General features: G+C 58.6%; 20 protein-coding genes. 16 read left to right on the top strand and 4 right to left on the bottom strand.

What is annotated here, in order from left to right:
* Positions 1-1,155 carry a tRNA epoxyqueuosine(34) reductase QueG gene (queG, locus tag BN1135_RS02235; RefSeq protein WP_042018526.1) on the bottom strand — a complete coding sequence of 385 codons (1,155 nt, stop codon included), beginning with the start codon at positions 1,153-1,155 and terminating at the stop codon, positions 1-3.
* A gap of 60 nt (positions 1,156-1,215) precedes the next feature.
* Between queG and BN1135_RS02230 the strand changes: the two genes are divergently transcribed.
* From BN1135_RS02230 to BN1135_RS02185, 10 genes are all read left to right on the top strand, one after another.
* Positions 1,216-2,727, top strand: a complete 1,512-nt coding sequence (locus BN1135_RS02230) for a bifunctional ADP-dependent NAD(P)H-hydrate dehydratase/NAD(P)H-hydrate epimerase (RefSeq protein WP_042018524.1) — start codon at positions 1,216-1,218, stop codon at positions 2,725-2,727.
* A 10-nt stretch (positions 2,728-2,737) separates the two neighbouring features.
* Positions 2,738-3,211: a tRNA (adenosine(37)-N6)-threonylcarbamoyltransferase complex ATPase subunit type 1 TsaE gene (gene tsaE / locus BN1135_RS02225; protein WP_042018522.1), complete on the top strand. Its 474-nt coding sequence runs from the start codon at positions 2,738-2,740 to the stop codon at positions 3,209-3,211.
* Entirely contained in the window at positions 3,202-4,941 is a 1,740-nt protein-coding gene (locus tag BN1135_RS02220) for an N-acetylmuramoyl-L-alanine amidase (protein WP_082186706.1), read from the top strand. Before tsaE ends, BN1135_RS02220 begins: the two co-directional genes overlap by 10 nt.
* Positions 4,942-5,117: 176 nt before the next feature.
* Positions 5,118-6,977 (top strand): DNA mismatch repair endonuclease MutL, encoded by a 1,860-nt coding sequence (gene mutL, locus BN1135_RS02215; RefSeq protein ID WP_042018520.1) that lies wholly within the window; start codon positions 5,118-5,120, stop codon positions 6,975-6,977.
* Complete coding sequence (miaA, locus tag BN1135_RS02210) at positions 6,967-7,896, top strand: tRNA (adenosine(37)-N6)-dimethylallyltransferase MiaA (protein ID WP_082186705.1); 930 nt, start codon at positions 6,967-6,969, stop codon at positions 7,894-7,896. The genes mutL and miaA overlap by 11 nt, the downstream gene beginning before the upstream one ends.
* 72 nt (positions 7,897-7,968) lie before the next feature.
* Entirely contained in the window at positions 7,969-8,232 is a 264-nt protein-coding gene (gene hfq / locus BN1135_RS02205) for an RNA chaperone Hfq (RefSeq protein WP_042018518.1), read from the top strand.
* Positions 8,233-8,295: 63 nt separating this feature from the next.
* The gene (gene hflX / locus BN1135_RS02200) at positions 8,296-9,582 is read left to right on the top strand and encodes a ribosome rescue GTPase HflX (protein ID WP_042018516.1); all 1,287 of its coding nucleotides are present in this window, start codon (positions 8,296-8,298) and stop codon (positions 9,580-9,582) included.
* A gap of 92 nt (positions 9,583-9,674) precedes the next feature.
* Complete coding sequence (hflK, locus tag BN1135_RS02195; RefSeq protein ID WP_042018513.1) at positions 9,675-10,823, top strand: FtsH protease activity modulator HflK; 1,149 nt, start codon at positions 9,675-9,677, stop codon at positions 10,821-10,823.
* Between the two features lie 3 nt (positions 10,824-10,826).
* Complete coding sequence (gene hflC / locus BN1135_RS02190) at positions 10,827-11,708, top strand: protease modulator HflC (protein ID WP_042018510.1); 882 nt, start codon at positions 10,827-10,829, stop codon at positions 11,706-11,708.
* Positions 11,709-11,815: 107 nt separating this feature from the next.
* Positions 11,816-12,004 (top strand): DUF2065 domain-containing protein, encoded by a 189-nt coding sequence (locus BN1135_RS02185; RefSeq protein WP_042018508.1) that lies wholly within the window; start codon positions 11,816-11,818, stop codon positions 12,002-12,004.
* Positions 12,005-12,089: 85 nt separating this feature from the next.
* Here the strand turns inward: BN1135_RS02185 and ispB are convergent, their stop codons facing one another.
* Positions 12,090-13,061, bottom strand: a complete 972-nt coding sequence (gene ispB, locus BN1135_RS02180) for an octaprenyl diphosphate synthase (protein WP_042018505.1) — start codon at positions 13,059-13,061, stop codon at positions 12,090-12,092.
* Between the two features lie 242 nt (positions 13,062-13,303).
* On the opposite strand from ispB, the gene rplU reads away from it, so the two are divergent.
* From rplU to BN1135_RS02150, 6 genes are all read left to right on the top strand, one after another.
* Positions 13,304-13,615 (top strand): 50S ribosomal protein L21, encoded by a 312-nt coding sequence (gene rplU, locus BN1135_RS02175; protein ID WP_005304210.1) that lies wholly within the window; start codon positions 13,304-13,306, stop codon positions 13,613-13,615.
* A gap of 17 nt (positions 13,616-13,632) precedes the next feature.
* Entirely contained in the window at positions 13,633-13,890 is a 258-nt protein-coding gene (gene rpmA, locus BN1135_RS02170; protein ID WP_042018503.1) for a 50S ribosomal protein L27, read from the top strand.
* 190 nt (positions 13,891-14,080) lie between these two features.
* Positions 14,081-15,283 (top strand): Obg family GTPase CgtA, encoded by a 1,203-nt coding sequence (cgtA, locus tag BN1135_RS02165; protein WP_042018500.1) that lies wholly within the window; start codon positions 14,081-14,083, stop codon positions 15,281-15,283.
* A gap of 367 nt (positions 15,284-15,650) precedes the next feature.
* The gene (locus BN1135_RS02160) at positions 15,651-17,021 is read left to right on the top strand and encodes a YjiH family protein (protein ID WP_042018498.1); all 1,371 of its coding nucleotides are present in this window, start codon (positions 15,651-15,653) and stop codon (positions 17,019-17,021) included.
* Positions 17,022-17,173: 152 nt separating this feature from the next.
* A complete protein-coding gene (locus BN1135_RS02155) occupies positions 17,174-18,163 on the top strand; it encodes a luciferase-like monooxygenase (RefSeq protein ID WP_042018495.1) in 990 nt (329 codons plus the stop codon).
* Between the two features lie 235 nt (positions 18,164-18,398).
* Complete coding sequence (locus tag BN1135_RS02150; RefSeq protein ID WP_042018494.1) at positions 18,399-18,899, top strand: 2TM domain-containing protein; 501 nt, start codon at positions 18,399-18,401, stop codon at positions 18,897-18,899.
* A gap of 119 nt (positions 18,900-19,018) precedes the next feature.
* On the opposite strand, the gene BN1135_RS02145 is transcribed toward BN1135_RS02150, so the two are convergent.
* Both BN1135_RS02145 and apaG read right to left on the bottom strand, forming a co-directional pair.
* Positions 19,019-19,840: a symmetrical bis(5'-nucleosyl)-tetraphosphatase gene (locus BN1135_RS02145; protein WP_042018492.1), complete on the bottom strand. Its 822-nt coding sequence runs from the start codon at positions 19,838-19,840 to the stop codon at positions 19,019-19,021.
* Positions 19,841-19,846: 6 nt separating this feature from the next.
* Positions 19,847-20,209 (bottom strand): Co2+/Mg2+ efflux protein ApaG, encoded by a 363-nt coding sequence (gene apaG, locus BN1135_RS02140; protein ID WP_042018490.1) that lies wholly within the window; start codon positions 20,207-20,209, stop codon positions 19,847-19,849.
* Positions 20,210-20,213: the final 4 nt, after the last annotated feature.

Genomic DNA, 20,213 nt, shown 5'->3' with positions numbered 1-20,213 from the left:
TTATGCGTGATCCGGCAGACCTTTTTCGATGCAGCGGATTAGCAAACGGGTTTTCTTGTTCTCTTCATCCTGACGCCGGGCAAGGGTGGCCAGCGCCCATTCGATATGTTCGGCCACCATGGGCTCGGCGGTGGTCAGCCCCTGTTGCAGGGCGGCGATCACCTCGGGAGCCGCCGGGCCATTGCCAAGGGCAACCGCCAGATTGCGGCGCCAGCGTTGATAGCCGATGCGGCGGATCGGGCTCCCTTCGGTCTGTTTGAGAAAATCGCTCTCGCTCCAGCACCACAGCGCCAGCAGGGGCGGACGGTGCAGGCTGGGGCGCGGGCTGAAGTCGGGCTCCGGGCTGGCATCGGCGTAGCGATTCCAGGGGCAGATAAGCTGGCAGTCGTCGCAGCCGTAGATGCGGTTGCCCATTAATGGCCTGAACTCTTCCGGAATAGGGCCGTCGTTCTCGATGGTGAGATAGGAGATGCAACGGCGGCCATCCACCACATAGGGGGCGACAATGGCGCTGGTCGGGCAGATGTTGATGCAGGCAACGCACTTGCCGCACTGCGCCTTCTCCACCGGCTGGTCGAGCGGCAGCGGCAGGTTGAGCAACAGCTCACCGAGAAAGAAGAAGGAGCCGGCCGATTCGTTGAGCAGCAGTGAGTGTTTGCCAACCCAGCCAAGTCCAGCCTTGGCTGCCAGCGGCCGCTCCAGGATGGGGGCGGAGTCAACGAAGGGGCGCCATTCACCCAAGGTGTCAGCAGTGTCTTGAAACAGCTCGGCGCAGCGCGCTTCGATGCGATCTCCCAGCTGTTTTAGCCGGTTGCGCAGCACCTTGTGGTAGTCGCGACCGAGGGCATAGCGGCTGATGTAGCCGAGGGTCGGGTCGCGCAGGGTAGCGGCGAAGCCTGCCTCGAACGGCAGGTAGTTCATTCGTACCGACAACACCCGCACCGTGCCCGGAAGCAACTCGTGGGCGCGCGCCCGCATCATGCCGTGGCGCGCCATGTAATCCATGCTGCCGTGATAGCCCGCATCCAGCCAGGCCTGCAATCTCGGCTCTTCGCTGCGCAGATCGGTGTCGGTGATGCCTGCCTGGTCAAATCCTAGCTCCCGTGCCCAGAGCTTGATATCGTGGGCCAGCTGGTGGAAGTCAGGTGCGCTCATGCGGCTTGGCCTGGCCGGCGTTTGCTGGCGTGGGTCGGTTGATAAGAGGCGGGAGCCGTCATGGTAGAGATCATCAGGGGCGCGTTGGGCATAAAAGAGGGGGGCAGTTTACCACAGGGGCTGTGGCAGACTGAACAGATCCGCGTACTGGAGCGCAACTGGGCCGCGCGCGAGGGGCAACCCCTCTATGCCCTGATGGAGCGAGCCGGTGCCGCGCTGCGTACTTATGCCACCCTGCATTGGCCCGACAGCCGCTGCTGGTGGATCTTCGTCGGCCCCGGTAATAACGGCGGTGATGGCTATGTGCTGGCCCGCCTTGCCCGCCAGATTGGCATCGAGGTGGTGGTGATTGCCGCCAGAGCTGCTGATCAGCTGAAGGGGGATGCCAGACGGGCCGCCGATGAGTGGCTGGCGGCCGGTGGCCGGGTCTGGCTGGCAGAGCAGTTTGACGGGATGCAGCTGCCAGCCCCGGATCTGGTGGTCGATGCCCTGCTTGGCACTGGCGTCAACACCCCCCTCTCACCGCTACTGACAAAGATCGTCGCAACAATCAATGGCTTGGCTGCGCCCGTGCTGGCGGTGGATCTCCCCTCCGGCCTCAACGGCGATACCGGCCGCGCCATGGGGGCCGTGGTGCAGGCTGCTCGCACCCTCACCTTTATCGGTATCAAGCAGGGGATGCTCACCGGCGACGGAGTGGATTGCGTCGGCCAGCTCGACTGTGACCCCCTTGGCGTCACGCCGGATGGCGCTATGTTGCCCGCCGCCTGGCGTATCGATTATCCGCTCCTGAGCACGCAGCTGACCCCGCGCCAGCGCGCTTCCCACAAGGGTTGTTATGGCAAGGTGCTGCTGGTGGGGGGCCATCGCGGCATGCAGGGGGCCATCGTGCTGGCGGCCCGTGCCTGCCTGCGGGCGGGGGCCGGGCTGGTGCGGGTGTGTCAACATCCGGAGCATCCGCCGGTCAGTCTCTATCAACCCGAGCTGATGAGCCTCACCACAGCAGATGACGAAGGGTGGGCGTCGGTGCGGGTCATTGGGCCCGGCCTCGGTCAGGATGAGTGGGGAAGGGGGCAAATCGCCCGTTATCTCACCGATCGGCTGCCACTGGTTTTGGATGCCGATGGATTGAATTGGCTGGCGCAATCTCCCCGCCATCAGGATAATTGGGTGCTCACGCCCCATCCCGGCGAAGCGGCGCGGCTGCTGGGATGCACCATTACCGACATTGAAACCGACCGGTTTGCTGCCGTGCAGGCGCTGCAGCGGCGCTATGGCGGTGTGGTGCTGTTAAAAGGGGCGGGGACACTTATTTATGACGGCGAGCGGGTCGCCCTCTGCTGTGAAGGCAATCCGGGCATGGCAAGTGGCGGCATGGGCGATCTGTTATCTGGTATAATCGCCGCCCTTTTGGCTCAGGGCTGGTCTGCCACCATGGCAAGCTGGCTGGGCGCCGTGATCCACGGCGAGGCTGCCGACTTGGCCGCCACCGACGGCGAGCGGGGCATGCTGGCGTCAGATCTGCTGCCGCTGATCCGCAAACTGGTTAATCCCGACACCATAACAAGTTAACAAGAAGAACATGGCAAAACAGTTGATGATGACACTGCCGGATGAGGCAGCAACCGTGGCACTGGGTGGTCGTTTGGCACAAGCTTGCCAGCAGGCGACCACAGTATTTCTACATGGCACGCTGGGCGCAGGTAAAACCACTCTGACCCGAGGTTGGGTGCAGGGCCTTGGCCATCCGGGTAAGGTAAAAAGCCCGACTTACACCCTGGTCGAGCCCTACGAGCTGGATGGCTGGCAGGTCTACCATTTCGATCTCTATCGCCTGGCTGATCCGGAAGAGCTGGAGTTCATGGGCATTCGGGACTATTTTGCCGCCAACACCCTTTGTCTGGTGGAGTGGTCCGAGAAGGGCGAGGGTTGGCTACCGGCTCCCGACCTTGAAATTACCCTCACCTATGTAGGCGAGCAGCGTGAGGTGCTGATAGAGGCCCGCACTGCTATTGGCGAAGCCATTCTGGAACGGTTGTCATCTACGTGCGCTTGATCCTTGTTTTTGCTCTCTCTTTGATGGCGTTACCCTCTTGGGCGAATCAGCTCAAGAGCGTACGAATCTGGCCATCACCGGATAACACCCGGGTGGTGCTCGATATGAGCAGCGCCCCCAATTTCAACTATTTCACCCTGAACGGCCCGGATCGGCTGGTGATCGATCTGAAAGGGGCGAGCAACGCCGCCAATCTGGCCCGGGTCGAGAACAACAGTGAGCTGGTGCGCAAGATACGCCAGAGCACCCCGCTGGAGAAAGGGGGCTTGCGTCTGGTACTGGATCTCAGCTCCACCATCAAGCCGGTGGTGTTTCCGCTGGCGCCAGCCGGGCCCTATGGCCACCGTCTGGTGATTGATCTGCCTTATGAAGAGAAGCGATCCGCTGCCGCCGCGCAACCGGTGCCGGTGAGTGGCAAGCACCGCGGTGTGGTGATTGCCATTGACCCGGGTCATGGTGGGGAGGACCCCGGCTCCATCGGGCCGCGTCGTACCTACGAGAAACGGGTCACCATGGCCGTCTCCCAGAAACTGGCGGCGCTGATCGACCGCGAGCCGGGTATGCGGGCGGTGCTGACCCGCCGTGGCGACTACTTCGTCGATCTCAACAAGCGCTCCGAGATTGCCCGCAAAGCCAAGGCGGATCTGCTGGTGTCGGTGCATGCTGACAGCTTCCACAACTCGACCCCGCGTGGCGCCTCGGTCTGGGTCTTGTCGACCAACCGCGCCAACCGCGAGATGGGCAGCTGGCTGGAAAAGCAAGAGAAGCAGGGCGAACTGCTGGGCGGGGTGGGTAAGGTGTTGGCTGAATCCGACCCCAACCCCTATCTGGCGCAAACCTTCCTTGATCTTTCCATGGACAAGTCCCGTGCCGAGGGTTACGACGTGAGTCGTCAGATCCTGCGTTCCATGGGCAAGGTCGCCAAGTTGCACAAAAAAGAGCCTGAACACGCCAGTCTGGCGGTGCTCAAGGCGCCTGATATTCCCTCGGTGCTGGTGGAGACCGGATTTATCTCCAACCATGCGGAAGAGAAGCTGCTGGCTAACACCAGTTATCAGGACCAGCTGGCCCGCGCCATTTTCGAGGGGATCCGCAACTACTACCGTGCCCACCCGACCAAGGGGGCCATGTTGACCGGCAAGGGACAGGCCAGCCAGCCAGCCGCCGTTAGCCGGTCAGTCGTCACCAAGCAACCGGTGAGCAGGCCACAACAGGTGCAATCGCAGCCGGTGGTGACCAACAAGATGCCAGCGACGACCGTGCGCGACGGCGGAGCTCCGGTCAGCAGTGTCAGCAGTGGCTCTGGTGCTGGGGTGATCAAACCCTATTCGGCTGCAACCGCATCACCGAGCGCCCCGGTCAGCTCTGTTGGCGCCAATGACAAATCCGGCATGACCCGGCACGTGGTCACCCGAGGTGAAAGCCTCTCTCGGTTGGCTGAAAAGAACGGGGTGAGTCAGGCGCGCTTGGTGGAGATTAACAATCTCAAGAGCCGTGATGTCCAGATTGGTCAGGTGCTTTATATTCCCCGTTCCGGGCAACCGGCTCAGGCAACTCGCGCCCAGAGCAATAATCAGCCGCAGATGATCCGTCATGTGGTCGCGCGGGGCGAGAGCCTCTCCCGCCTGGCCGAGAAACATGGGGTGAGTCAGGCGCGACTGGTGGAGATCAACAAACTCAAGTCGCGGGATATTCAGGTAGGTCAGGTGCTCTACATTCCGCAAAACTAACGCGCGGGAGCTGGCGATGCGGCTCCCCGTGTTGGCGACATCATCCGCAAGATGGAAATTCAGGAGTAGTGATGCTGATCCGTATTTTGCCACCCATTCTGGCCAACCAGATTCCGGTTGGTGGAGAGGTGGTGGAGCGGCTCTCTATTTGCAAGATTGAAATTCAGGAGTAAGTGATGCCGATCCGTATATTACCCCCGATCCTGGCTAACCAGATTGCAGCCGGAGAGGTGGTGGAACGGCCCTCTTCGGTGGTGAAAGAGCTGGTGGAAAACAGCCTGGACGCAGGTGCCGACCGGGTCGAGATCGACATCGACAAGGGGGGCGCCAAGCTGATCCGTATCCGGGACAACGGCTGTGGTGTTGCCAAAGAGGAGCTGGTGCTGGCGCTGTCGCGTCACGCGACCTCCAAGGTTGCCACGCTGGACGATCTGGAAGGGATCAACAGCCTCGGTTTTCGTGGTGAGGCCCTCGCCTCCATCAGCTCGGTCTCCCGTCTCACCTTTACCTCCCGTACCGCAGAGCAGTCCGAAGCCTGGCAAGCCGAGGCGCAAGGGCGCGAGATGAGCGTCACCATCAAGCCGGCGGCCCATCCGGTGGGCACCACGGTGGAGGTGGTGGATCTCTTCTTCAATACTCCCGCGCGGCGCAAGTTCATGCGCAGCGAAAAGACCGAGTTTGCCCATATCGACGAGCTGGTGCGGCGCATCGCGCTCTCTCGCTTCGACGCCACCCTGATCCTGCGCCACAACGGCAAGGTGGTGCGCCAGTACAAGGGCGCCAACACGGTGCCGGAGCAGGAGCGCCGCCTCGCTGCGGTCTGCGGCACCCCCTTCATGCACCATGCGCTGGCGGTGGAGAGCGAGCACAGCGACGTGCGGCTGTGGGGCTGGCTGGCGACCCCGGAGGGGGCAAGACCGCAGAACGATCTGCAATACACCTATGTCAATGGCCGGATGATGCGCGACAAGCTTATCAACCACGCCATCCGTCAGGCCTATGATGAACTGCTGCCCGCCGATCGCTTTGCCGCCTATGTGCTCTATATCGAGCTGGATCCCCGTCAGGTGGATGTCAACGTTCATCCCGCCAAGCACGAGGTGCGCTTCCATCAGGCGCGGCTGGTGCACGACTTTATCTTTCAGGCGCTGTTTACTGCATTGCGCCGCGAAGGGGTCAGCACTGCTCATCAGGAAGAGCCGTTGGCCGAAACCCTGGTCGAACTGCCGGTCAGCCCACAGATTGATTATCCCGGTCAGGCGCCACGGCCTGAATGGTACGGCGCCGAGCACAGCTATCGGGCACCTGCGCAGGTGCGGGAAGGGGGAGCTGCGCGCGCCAGCAACTACCAACCACCCGAGCCGCCAGGTCGCGATGCGATGCGTGGCATGGGGTCGCTGTTAACTACCCTGCCCATCGCAACGGCAACGGTGGCTGAGCCGGACACCACCACAGTGACTCAGTCAAAGCAGGGGGGATGCCGCGCGCTGACGTTGGTTGATCAGGCCTATCTGTTGGTCGAGCGGGATAATCAGCTGGCGCTGCTCTCGCTGGTGCGCGCCGAGCGGGTGCTGCTGCGAAGCTGGTTGCTGGATGCCTGGGGACAGGGACTGGCGGCCCAGCCACTGTTGCTGCCGGTCTCCTTCAAATTGCCGAAGAATCTGATTGCGCTAGTGAGCGAGCAGGAACGTTTGCTGAAACGGATGGGGCTGGAGTTGAAAAGCGGTGGGCGTGACACCATGATCCTGACTCGGGTGCCGGCCTTGTTGCGCCAGACCGACCTGGTGCGCCTGTTACCCGAACTGTTGCAACTCATCGAGGGCGGATCTGACAGTGATGCCGGTCAGCAGGCTGAAGTATTATGCCAATGGCTGGTGGAGCAGGGGATAAGCCGCGAGAAGATATACGATTTTTCAACTGCTAGTCGTCTGCTGACGGAACTTGTGGCCGCTCACGCTGACCAACTGACAGATATTCGCATGGTACGCCCGCTTTCGCTGGCGACCGTGCTGGAGGAGTTTGAACATGGCGAGTGACTTGCCGACCGCAATTTTTCTGATGGGGCCGACGGCCTCCGGCAAGACGGATCTCGCCATTGAACTGTGCCAGGCGCTGCCCTGCGACATCATCAGCGTCGATTCGGCGCTGATCTATCGCGGCATGGATATAGGTACGGCCAAGCCGACCGCCGATGAACTGGCACGGGCCCCGCACCGGCTGATCGACATTCTTGACCCCGCCATGAGCTATTCGGCGGCCGATTTTTGCAAGGATGCCCTGCGGGAGATGAAAGAGATCGCCGACCGCGGCCGCATTCCGCTGCTGGTGGGCGGCACCATGCTCTATTTCAAGGCGCTGCTGGAGGGATTGTCCCCGCTGCCGTCCGCCGATCCCGCCATTCGTGCCGGGATTGAGGAAGAGGCAGCCCGCCTCGGTTGGCAGGCGCTGCACGACGAGCTGGTGCGCATCGACCCGGTGGCCGGGGCGCGAATTCACCCCAATGACCCGCAGCGGCTCAGCCGGGCGCTGGAGGTCTATCGCATCAGCGGTAAGACGCTCACCGAGCTGACGCAAGTGCAGGGGGAGGGCTTGCCCTATCGGGTGCAGCAGTTTGCCATTGCCCCCAGTGATCGCGCCGTGCTGCACCAACGTATCGAAATGCGCTTCGACAAGATGTTGCAAGGTGGTTTCGAGCAGGAGGTACGAGCGCTGATGACGCGCGGCGATCTGCACCCGGATCTCCCCTCCATTCGCTGTGTGGGTTATCGCCAAATGTGGGACTACCTGTGCGGCGAAGTGGGGTATGATGAAATGCGTTATCGTGGCATTGTTGCCACACGCCAATTGGCAAAACGACAGATGACCTGGTTGCGCGGCTGGCCCGAGGTGACCTGGTTGGAATCTGGAGAGTCTGGCAATCTCGACCGTGTGCTTGCGCACGCTGGTGCGGCTTGACACTCCCTGTATAATCAGGTTGTTATATTGATATCCGGTGTTTAAAAACAACAAACTATAAGGAAAAGAACAATGGCTAAGGGGCAATCTCTCCAAGACCCGTTTTTGAATGCGCTGCGCCGTGAGCGGATTCCTGTTTCTATCTATTTGGTGAACGGCATCAAACTGCAAGGTCAGATCGAGTCTTTCGACCAGTTTGTCATTTTGCTGAAAAACACCGTGAGCCAGATGGTTTACAAGCACGCTATTTCGACTGTGGTTCCCGCGCGTGCCGTTAACCACCACCAGCCTATGCCTGATGGTGCGGCTGATGCACAGGATGAAGCCGAGGCGTGATATCCCCGGGTGAGTCGACTCGCCGATTTGGATTGGTGATGATCCCTGTTAAGGAGCAAACGCTTGTTTGACCGTTATGAAGCTGGCGAACAGGCCGTTCTGGTGCATGTGAACTTCAGTGATGAAGGTGAGCGCGAGGATCTGGAAGAGCTCAAGATGTTGGTGAGCTCTGCCGGCGTCAATGCGCTAGGGGTTGTTACCACCAGTCGCAGTGCCCCCAGTGCCAAGCTGTTTGTCGGTAGCGGCAAGGCTGAAGAGATCGCGTCCCAAGTCCAGCTGCTGGGCGCCGACGTGGTGATCTTCAACCATGCCCTGAGCCCTGCCCAAGAGCGTAACCTGGAGCGTCTGTTCCAGTGCCGGGTGGTCGACCGAACAGGTCTTATCCTCGATATCTTCGCCCAGCGCGCCCGAACCCACGAAGGTAAACTGCAGGTCGAACTGGCCCAGTTACGCCATCTCTCCACTCGCTTGGTGCGAGGCTGGACCCACCTCGAGCGTCAAAAGGGCGGGATCGGTCTGCGTGGACCGGGTGAAACCCAACTTGAAACTGACCGACGGCTGCTGCGGGAACGAATCAAGGCGATTTTGCGTCGGCTCGACAAGGTAGCCAAGCAGCGGGAACAGGGCCGTCGCGCCCGTAATCGTAATGAAGTGCCGACGGTGTCACTGGTTGGTTATACCAACGCCGGAAAGTCTACTTTGTTCAACCAACTTACAGCTGCCAGTGTGTATGCTGCCGATCAGTTGTTTGCAACTCTGGATCCCACCCTGCGTAAACTGGTGATCCGGGATGTGGGTGATGTGATTTTGGCAGATACAGTTGGATTTATTCGACACTTGCCCCATGATCTGGTCGCAGCCTTCAAGGCGACCCTGCAGGAGACCCGCGAAGCGGATCTGTTGCTGCATGTGGTGGACTGTGCCGATGAGCAGATGCAGGAAAATATCGATGCCGTGCAGCAGGTGCTCGCCGAAATCGAAGCGGATGACCGCCCGCAGCTGATGATCTGCAACAAGATCGACAAGCTGGCGGATCGCCCTGCGGGTCTGGAACGTAATGACGAGGGGCGCCCGGTGCGTGTCTGGTTATCGGCCCAGACCGGTGAAGGCTGTGAATACCTGTTTATGGCGCTGACTGAATTGCTGGCTGGCTCCATGGTGCATCACACCCTGCAGTTACCCCCCTCTGCTGCTAGATTGCGCAGTGCGCTCTATCAGCTGAAAGGGATTGAACGGGAAGGTTTTAGCGAGGAGGGGGATTTTGTACTGGAAGTCCGCTTGCAAGTGGCCGACTGGAACCGCCTTGTGAAACTGGAAGGTGAGAGTTTACAACGCTTTATCCGACATTGATTGGTCGATGAAGATGAATGCTTAATGGCTTCATCAACGATTGATGGTCAGATAGAGATGATATCCATCTGCATGTATTAATGGAGACGCTGATGGCTTGGAATGAGCCTGGAAATAACGGCAAAGACCGTGACCCTTGGGGGAATAACGGCAAGAATCAGGGACCCCCTGATCTGGATGCGATGCTGCGCAAGGTGACCAGCCGGTTTGGTGGTCTGTTTGGCGGTGGCAAGTCTGGTGGTGATGTGGGTCGGTTTGGCCTCTCTATCGCCCTGGTCGTGGCGGTGGTGGTGTGGGTCGTCAGTGGCTTCTATACCATTCGCGAAGCTGAGCGAGGCGTGGTGCTGCGTTTTGGGGAGTATTCCCATAACGTTGATCCGGGCCTGCGCTGGAAGCCGACCTTTATCGATCGGGTGATCCCGGTGGATGTGGAGTCCGTGCGTTCCCTGCCAGCGTCAGGTTTCATGCTGACTCAGGATGAAAACGTGGTGCGGGTCGAAATGGACGTGCAATACCGTGTCGTCAATCCCGAGCAGTATCTGTTCAGCGTGACCAATGCCGACGAGAGTCTGAGTCAGGCCACCGATAGCGCCCTGCGTTATGTGGTGGGCCATACCCGCATGGACGATGTACTGACCACCGGTCGGGAAAAAGTGCGTCAGGAAACCTGGCAGGTTGTCGATAGCATCGTCGAACCTTACCAGATGGGCCTGCAAATTGTGGACGTCAACTTCTTGCCGGCTCGTCCGCCGGAAGAGGTGAAAGACGCCTTCGATGATGCCATCTCCGCTCAGGAAGATGAGCAGCGCTTTATCCGTGAAGCCGAAGCTTATGCTCGTGAAGTGGAGCCAAAAGCACGTGGCTCGGTCAAGCGTCTGGAACAGGAAGCCGAAGGTTACAAGTCCCAGATCGTGTTGAAGGCCCAGGGTGAAGTTGCTCGCTTCAACGAGTTGCTGCCCCAGTATCAAGCAGCGCCTGAACTGACTCGTGAGCGTATCTACCTGGAAACCATGGAAGAGCTCTATCAGCAGACTAACAAGGTGGTTGTGGACATGCCTGCTGGCAACAACAGCATGATTTATCTGCCGCTCGACAAACTGTCTGGTAAAGCGAACGCGGTACAACCGGCTCGTCCGGCAGGCACGCCAGCGGTTGAATCGACCCCACCTTCCAACGAAGGGGCCAACTCTACACCGACCCCACTGCGTGGCGGTGACCGTTTCAGCTCAGGGAGAAACTAATAGATGAAAAAAATAGCTATTGGTGTCATCGCTGTGGCGACCATGTTCTGCTTCTCTTCTGTTTTCATCATTGATGAAGGCCAGAAAGGGATAGTGGTGCAGTTTGGCAAGGTGAAGCGGGTTGAATCCGGTGAGCCACGGCTCTATGAGCCGGGTCTGCACTTCAAGGTGCCGCTCATCGATCAGGTCCGCAAGATGGATGCCCGCATCCAGACGCTGGAAGGCCAGGCAGATCGTTTTGTTACCTCCGAGAAGAAAGACCTCATCATCGACTCTTACGTGAAGTGGAAGATCGAGGACTTCTCCAAGTACTACCTGGCAACCGGTGGTGGCAACAAGATCCAGGCGGAAGACCTGCTCAAGCGTAAAATCAACAACGGTCTGCGTTCCGAGATCGGTAACCGTACCATCAAAGACATCGTCTCTGGTGAGCGCAGTACCGTGATGGAAGATGCGCTGATGAAGATGGCGCGCTCTTCCGAGCTCGGTATCAAGGTGGTTGATGTGCGGATCAAGCAGATCAACCTGCCGGTAGAAGTCTCCAGCTCCATCTATCAGCGGATGCGTGCCGAGCGGACTGCGGTAGCCCGTGAGCATCGCTCCCAGGGTCGTGAGCAGGCTGAAATCCTGCGTGCAGACATCGACCGCAAGGTGACCGTGATGATCGCCGACGCCGAGAGTAATGCGCGGCAACTGCGTGGTGAAGGTGATGCTGAGGCAGCCAAGATCTATGCCGACAGCTACAAGAAAGACCCCGAGTTTTTCAGCTTCGTGCGTAGTATGGAGGCCTATCGCAAGAGCTTCGCCGGTGGCAACGACCTGATGGTTCTGAAGCCGGACAGCGAGTTCTTCCGCTACCTCAAATCTCCTAACGGCACCAAGTAATTATCGCCGAAAGGTTATCTCAAAAGGGTCTGACGCATCAGACCCTTTTGTTTTGAGTGCTAAAGCCACCTGTCGATGCGGGTGGTTTTTTTATTTAAGGGGATAAGATGCTGACATCTATGCTGGCAGGATTGGGGCTGTTATTGCTGTTTGAAGGGCTGGGTCCTCTGCTGGTCCCACAAGCATGGCAACAGATGCTGCGTCTGCTGAGCGAGCAGCCTCCGGAGCAGTTGCGCCGCATCGGAGGATCCCTGGTGGTGGCAGGGCTGGTGATCCTCTGGATGTTGAACCACTGAGCCTTGATAGCTAGCCCCGCCGTCGAATGACAGGCAATAAAAAAGAGGCGGTTGCCTCTTTTTTATTGCCAGGGGAGCCGTAGACTCAGGCGCTGCGTTGTACCGCCATGTGAGCAAGGGTTTCCAGCGCTTGCTTGTGGCGGGAGTCAGGCAGGATGGCGAGGGCGGCAATGGCCTTGTCAGCCTCCTCCCGGGCACGCATCCGTGAGTACTCCAGCGCACCGGTACGGCCGAGAATCCCGAGGATCTGGTCGAGATGCTCCATACCGTTGCGGTGCTCGATGGCATCGCGCACCAGCTGGCGCTCTTCCGCACTACCTACAGCCATGGCCCGCAGTAGCGGCAGGGTAGGTTTGCCTTCAGCCAGATCGTCACCGACGTTCTTGCCCATCTCCTCGCTCTGGGAGCAGTAATCCATCACATCATCGATGATCTGGAACGCAGTACCCAGATACTTGCCGTAATCGGTCATTGCCTGCTCGACGGGCTCGGGCTGATGGGTCAGCACGGCGGCGAGGCGGGTGGCGGCCTCGAACAGCTTGGCGGTCTTACAGTAGATGACCGTCATGTAACTCTGCTCGGTGGTATCCGGGTCGTTACAGTTCATCAACTGCAACACTTCCCCTTCTGCAATGGTGTTGGTGGCATCCGACAGGATCTCCATCACCCGCAGGTTGGAGAGTTCGGCCATCATCTGGAAGGAGCGGCTATAGAGATAATCACCGACCAAGACGCTTGCGGCATTGCCAAACATGGCATTCGCCGTTTCACGGCCGCGACGCAGGTCAGATTCATCGACTACGTCATCATGCAGCAAAGTGGAGGTGTGGATAAATTCGATGATGGCGGCCAGTTTCAGGTGATCCTCACCCTCATAGCCGAGCGCGCGGGCGGCCATCACAGTCAGCATGGGGCGCATTCGCTTGCCGCCGGCACTGACGATGTAGAAACCCAGCTGATTGATCAGACTAACATCGGACTGGAGTCGGGCCAGGATCAGTTCATTGACCGCCGTCATGTCGGCGGCACAGAGCGCACGGATAGTCTGTTGGTCCATAAGTCTCGTAACGTGACAGCAGCAATAACTGCGATTTTAGTAATGGCGGGGATTCTACACGATTTCACAATGGGTTACAGTTAGGTGTTTATCCACGGCGGCAGATATGCGCACAAAATAAACTTTTTGCTAAATTGGCCTTGCCTGAGCAAATCGATTTGCGTAGAATGCCCGCCCATTGTTATAGGTTTTTGCGCATGTCTAGCCTTGAGCAAAAGACATGCCTTTACGGAGTTAATCAAATGTACGCGGTATTCCAAAGCGGCGGAAAACAACACCGTGTGGCCGAAGGTCAAATCGTTCGTCTGGAAAAGCTGAACGTTGAGACTGGCGCTACCATCGACTTCAACGAAGTTCTGATGGTTGCTGCAGGCGACACTTTTAAAGTAGGTGCTCCTTTTGTTGAAGGTGGCAAGGTTGTAGCTGAAGTTGTGGCTCACGGCCGTGGCGAGAAAGTGACTATCGTCAAGTTCCGTCGTCGTAAGCACCATCGCAAGCAAGCGGGCCACCGTCAGTGGTTCACTGAAGTCAAAATCACTGGCATCAGCGCTTAATTAGAGGAGTCCGATAGATGGCACACAAAAAAGCTGGCGGTTCATCCCGCAACGGTCGCGATTCTGAAGCTAAACGCCTTGGCGTGAAGCGTTTCGGCGGCGAAACAGTTCTGGCTGGCAGCATCATCGTTCGTCAGCGTGGCACCAAGTTCCATGCTGGTACTAACGTTGGTCTGGGAACAGATCACACCTTGTTCGCGAAAGCAACTGGTAAGATCCTGTTCGAAGTTAAAGGTCCGCTGAATCGTAAATACGTAAGCATCATTGCTGAGTAATTACGGACCGCAAGGATCCGAAGCCCCGCCAACAGGCGGGGCTTTTGTTTTTCTGAATTGTTGACGAAAAAACGGAACGCAGATGACCCGTGCCTCGACAGAGGCGTGGATTGCCAAGATGCGTATCGCCCGCAGGGGTCTGTACCACTATAATCGCGTATCGGTTTTTCGAATTAAGGTGACGGTGCCTATGAAGTTTGTTGATGAAGTCCAGATTCGAGTCGATGCCGGCGATGGTGGTAACGGTTGCGTCAGCTTTCGCCGGGAATTGTATATTCCGAACGGTGGACCCGATGGCGGTGACGGTGGTGACGGTGGTGATGTTTATCTGATTGCCGACGAGAACCTCAATACCCTGATCGACTACCGTTTCGAGCGCTTCCATGCTGCCGAGCGTGGGGAAAATGGTCGTAGTGCCAACTGTACTGGTCATCGTGGTAAGGATCGGGTGCTGCGTGTGCCGGTCGGTACCCGTGCCAGTGACGAAGATACCGGTGAGCGACTGGGTGACTTGACCAGTCATGGCCAGAAGCTGATGGTTGCCAAAGGTGGTTTCCACGGTTTGGGTAACACCCGCTTCAAAAGTTCAGTTAACCGTGCTCCCCGTCAGAAGAGTAATGGTACTCCGGGCGAAGTACGTACCCTCAAGCTGGAGCTGCTGCTGCTGGCCGATGTCGGCATGCTGGGCCTGCCCAACGCAGGCAAGTCTACCTTTATTCGCGCGGTCTCTGCTGCTCGTCCCAAGGTAGCCGATTATCCCTTCACCACCCTGGTACCGAACCTGGGTGTGGTGCGTGGTGAGAACTCCCGCTCCTTCGTGATCGCCGATATTCCGGGTCTGATCGAAGGTGCTGCTGACGGTGCAGGTCTCGGTATTCGTTTCCTGAAACACCTTGAGCGTTGCCGTGTATTGCTCCATCTGGTTGATATTTGCCCGATCGATGGTTCTGATCCTGCGCAAAATGCCGTCACCATTGTGGGCGAGCTGGAGAAGTACAGCCCCGAGCTGGCAGGCAAACCGCGCTGGTTGGTGTTCAACAAGATGGATCTGATCCTGGAAGAAGAAGCCCAGGAAGTGATGGATCGCGTCAAGGCGGCCCTGAACCATGAAGGTCCGGTCTACGCCATCACCGCCATCAGCAAGGAAGGTACCAAGAAGGTCTGCTACGACATTCTGGACTTGCTGGACACTATGCCTCGTCAACTGGCGCAAGATGCGCAAGACGCTATCGAGAAGGTTGAGTTCAAGTGGGACGATTACCACAAGAATCAGCTGGCTCAAGCTGAAGCAGAAGCGCTCGCCGCTTCTGTGGCCTTCGACGAAGGGCTGGATGACGATGATTGGGATGACGACGAAGATGATGGCGTTGAAGTCATCTACGTGCGTGACTGATCCCCGTTACTGTCACTGAAAACCGGAGCCTTCGCAGGCTCCGGTTTTTTTATACCTGTCGAGCAACCACTCATTCGGCGAGTCGGTTACATCAGGTATTGCCGAGCCTTTGGTTCGGGTTATACCACCCACAAAATCCAACAAAAACGAAACAATAGTCTGGCAATGTCGATTGAATCGATATGCGTTGCTGTATCGGGTTGTTTTGATGAAAGGTTTACCTGTGGAAATATTTATGCGCAATTCACTCGATTAAAGGCTTGTTTGTGCGTTTTTTTAGAGTATTCTTGCGCGCGCTATTGCTGGTCAATGCGTGAATATGCAGGTTGGCCAGGCTAGGTAAATGTAACGTCAGGGCTGTCATATCATGTTGGAAAAGAGTCTCGAAGCACCCGCGGTCAATACCCGCCGTAACGTATTGATGTTTTTGGTTCCTTCACTTATCGGGATCCTGCTGTTCATGACGCCGGTCCTCTATCAGGGCAATGTCACCATCCCGGTTGCCGTGCTGGCCAAGCTGGTTCAGCGGGTGTTTGCCGATTATCTGGTGGCCATGGTCAGTGCGGTAATCACCACCACCATGCTGATGACGGTGATTGCCTGGTTGTTCAAGCCGGCGATTCTGGTGCGCCGCCCTTTCCTCAACAGCCTGTTCAATGTCTCCCCTTTCTGGGCCTGTGTACGGGTGTTGGGCGGTATTTTCGTGCTGCTGACCTTCTTCGAGATGGGGCCAGAGTTGCTCTATTCCGGCGCAACCGGTGGTCTGGTGTTGCACGATCTGCTGCCGGTGCTCTTTTCAGTCTTCCTGTTTGCTGGTTTGTTACTGCCACTGCTGCTCGATTTCGGGCTGTTGGAGTTTGTCGGCACCATGATGACCCGCATCATGCGTCCGGTATTCCGCTTGCCGGGTCGCTCCGCGGTGGACTGCTTTGCCTCCTGGCTCGGCGATGGCAGCGTGGGCATCCTGCTGACCAGCAAGCAGTATGAAGGGAAGTTTTATACCCAGCGTGAAGCCGCGGTGATTGGCACCACCTTCTCTGCTGTTTCCATCACCTTCTGTCTGGTGGTGATCTCTCAGGTAAAACTGGAGCACATGTTTGTTCCTTTCTATCTGACCGTCTGCCTGGCTGGCGTGGTCGCTGCCATCGTGGTGCCGCGTTTGCCACCACTGTGCTGGAAGAAAGATATCTATGCCGATGGCACGCCCTTGTGCCGTAAGCAGGAGGCAGTGCCGCACCAGCACAGCGTGATGAGCTATGGCTTCGAGCGGGCATTGACCAAGGCTGATAATGTGAGTGACTTGGGCGCGGTAGCACGGGAAGGGGTGAAGAATGCGCTGGATATGATATTTGGCGTATTGCCGGTGGTGATGGCGATCGGTACCTGCGCCCTGATACTGGCCGAACACACCCCTATCTTCACCTGGCTGGGGGCGCCCTTTGTTCCCTTGCTGGAGCTGCTGCAACTGCCGGAGGCTGAAGCGGCCTCCAAGACCATCATGGTCGGTTTTGCCGACATGTTCATTCCGGCGGTGCTGGCCTCGACCATCGAGAGCGACATGACTCGCTTCGTGATTGCCGCCATGTCGGTGACCCAGCTCATCTATATGTCAGAAGTGGGGGCCCTGCTGCTGGGTAGCAAGATCCCGGTCAAGCTATGGGAGCTGTTCGTTATCTTCCTGCTGCGTACTCTGGTCACCTTGCCGGTTATCGCTGCTGTGGCGCACCTGCTGTTCTGATCATGCCGCAGTGCTGAAAAAGGCCATCCCGCTTGCGGGGTGGCCTTTTTACATCGGGCGCATGCGCTCCCGCAGGGCAAATGTGTTCCGTTCGAGCATCTCATGCTAGAGTGCCCCTCTGTTAGCAAATTGTGATGCAATGGAGTGTATTTATGTCTGCCATCCCCTATTCCGTGCTCGATCTGGTGCCTGTTGCCGAAGGTTCTGTGCCTGCCGAGTCGTTTCGCCGTTCGCGGGATCTTGCCCGCCATGCCGAGGGCTGGGGTTACCAGCGCTACTGGCTGGCCGAGCATCACAACATGCCGGACATTGCCAGTGCCGCCACCTCGGTGCTGATCGGTCATCTGGCTGAGGCCACCACCACTTTGCGGATCGGGGCGGGTGGCATCATGTTGCCGAACCACTCGCCGCTGGTCATTGCCGAGCAGTTTGGCACTTTAGCTTCTCTCTATCCCGACCGCATCGATCTGGGCCTTGGCCGTGCGCCCGGGACCGATCAGCGCACCATGCGGGCGCTGCGGCGCATGCGCAGCGGTGAGGTGGATGATTTCCCGGCCGATGTGCGCGAGCTCATGAGTTACTTTGGCGACGAGATCGGCGCCGTGCAGGCTGTGCCAGGTCAGGGGCTGCATCTGCCCATCTGGCTGCTAGGCTCCAGCCTCTACAGCGCGCAACTGGCGGCGGCGATGGGCTTGCCGTTCGGTTTTGCCTCCCATTTCGCCCCTGCCATGTTGCTGCAAGCGCTGGAGATCTACCGCAGCCAGTATCGCCCCTCCGCTCGCTGGCCCAAGCCCCATGCGGTGGTCTGTATCAATATGATCGCCGCCGACAGCGAGCGGGAGGCACGCTTCCAGTTCACCACCGTACAGCAGCAGTTCTTGCGTCTCCATCGCGGTGATGCGGGCAAGCTGCCCGCGCCGGTTGTCCAGCTTGGTGACGAGTGGGCGCCCCGTGAGCTGATGGCGATGGAGCAGACCCTGGCCCGCTCTCTGGTGGGGGAGCCGGAGCAGGTTCGTCACGGTCTCAAGGCGCTGCTGGCGGAAACCCGTGCCGATGAGCTGATGTTCAACGGCCCCATCGTCGACCATCAGGCCCGACTGCGCTCCTTCGAGATCGCCGCCGAGTTGATGCAGAGTCTGTAAGCTCATTGTTTGAGCTGTGGTAAGCGCTATCTTGAAGAGAATGAGGTTGTTGGCTTGCTGTCGGGTGACCGACACCAGTTTGTAGTCGCTACCAAGGCGTTTGCACGATAGCGGTGGATATCTGGCTAATGTATTGATTTAAAAAGAAAGTCAGGTTGGTGTCAGGCATCTGTCGTATCGTTTGTCACTGCTCAGCCCTTATGCTGGCCCTGTCAATTACCACAAGGAGTTCGCGATGATCGTCAGGAAGTTGAGATTGCAACGGGGTTGGTCCCAGGATCAGTTGGCGACGTTGACTGGTTTGAGTGTCCGCACTATCCAGCGGATCGAGCAGGGGCAGCAACCCGGACTGGAATCTCTCAAGGCCCTGGCCTCCGTCTTTGAACTCGATGTGGCTCAACTGGATGGGTCAGAGCAACAGGAGCGTGAGATGAGAGGAAGTGACACTATGGGTCAGGATGCGGTGCAGGTATCGGCAGAAGAGCGGGAAGCCATGCGCTATGTGGAGGGGCTCAAGGGCTTCTATCACCATGTCGCCAGCTATGTACTGGTGATCTGCGGGCTGTTTGTCATCAACTACCTGAGCAATCCGGAGTATATCTGGGCCTGGTGGCCGGCGCTGGGCTGGGGGTTGGGACTTGCCTCCCATGCCATTCGGGTATTTCAGCCCTTCAAGCTGTTTGGCCCTGAGTGGGAGCGGCGCCAGATCGAGAAGCGGTTGGGGCGCAAGTTGTAACCTTATTCGCACGGAACCAGAGAACACAAAACAGAAAGCCCGGCAGATTGCCGGGCTTTGTTATTGATGCAGTTCTGGGCAATTAGCGCGGCAGCTACCGCCTGATTGCTGTGCTGCCCCTAGCTGGCGTGAACCGGGCAGGGGGTGGCGATCAGGGCATCATCCTCGTAGCGCCACAGGGTCAGGCTGTTGCCCCAGACGCAGCCGGTATCGAGCGCTTTGATATCGCTTTTACCGGTGTTGCCCATCAGGGCAGCCCAGTGGCCGAACACCAGAACGGGGTCATCCACGTGGTGCTCCCGCTGTTCGAACCAGGGACGCAGCCCCGGGGTCGACTCCTTGGGGCCCTTCTTGCATTTGAAGTCGAGGCGACCGTCGAAATAGCAGAAGCGCATCCGGGTGAAGGTGTTGATGATGTAGCGGTAGCGGTCGATCCCGACCAGATCATCTTGCCAGCCATCGGGCTGATCGCCATACATGTTGTGCAGCAGCCACTGGTACTGATCGCCGCGCAGCAGGCTCTCCACCTCGCGGGCGCAGTTGCGGGCGGTGCGGGCATCCCAGGCCGGGGAGATACCGGCATGCACCATCATGATGGGCAGATCCGGATGCTCGGCCAGCAGCGGGCGGTGGCGCAGCCATTCCAGCAGTTCATCCCGATCCGGGGCATCCATCAGGCTCTGCAGCTTGTCTTTCTTCTTGAGCGGCGCGACGCCATTGGCCACCGCCAACAGGTGCAGGTCGTGGTTGCCGAGTACGGCGACGGCGCGGTTGCCCAACCCTTTGACGAAACGCAGGGTATTGAGGGAGTCCGGGCCGCGGGCGACCAGGTCGCCGCAGAGCCAGAGCACGTCTTTATCGGGATCGAACGCGGCAAGATCCAGCAGACGGCGCAAGTCGTCGTAACAGCCCTGGATGTCACCGACAAAACAGTTCGCCATGAAACCTCAGTTGATAATATTGGGGATGGCCAGCGTGAAGGGGGCGATGGGCGCCTCGAACTGCTGGCCAGAGCCATCTTGCAGGGTATAGCTCCCTTCCATCACCCCAAGCGGGGTCGCCAGCGGCACGCCGCTCTGGTAGCGGTAGGTCTCACCTTCGGCGATAACGGGTTGTTCCCCGACCACGCCCGGGCCTGCCACTTCCTGCATCTTGCCATTGGCATCGGTGATGAGCCAGCGCCGGTGCAGCAGTTGCACCGGGCCGGGCCCCAGATTCTCAATCTCGATCAGATAGTGAAACTGGTAAGGGTCTTTGGATTCCGCCACATACATGGGGTATGGGCGGATCTCGATGTGCGGGTGAGCCACAGGA

Origin of the sequence: Aeromonas sobria (assembly GCF_000820145.1) — a bacterium.
Classification (GTDB): domain Bacteria; phylum Pseudomonadota; class Gammaproteobacteria; order Enterobacterales; family Aeromonadaceae; genus Aeromonas; species Aeromonas sobria.
This window is presented reverse-complemented; position numbering and strand designations above follow the sequence as displayed.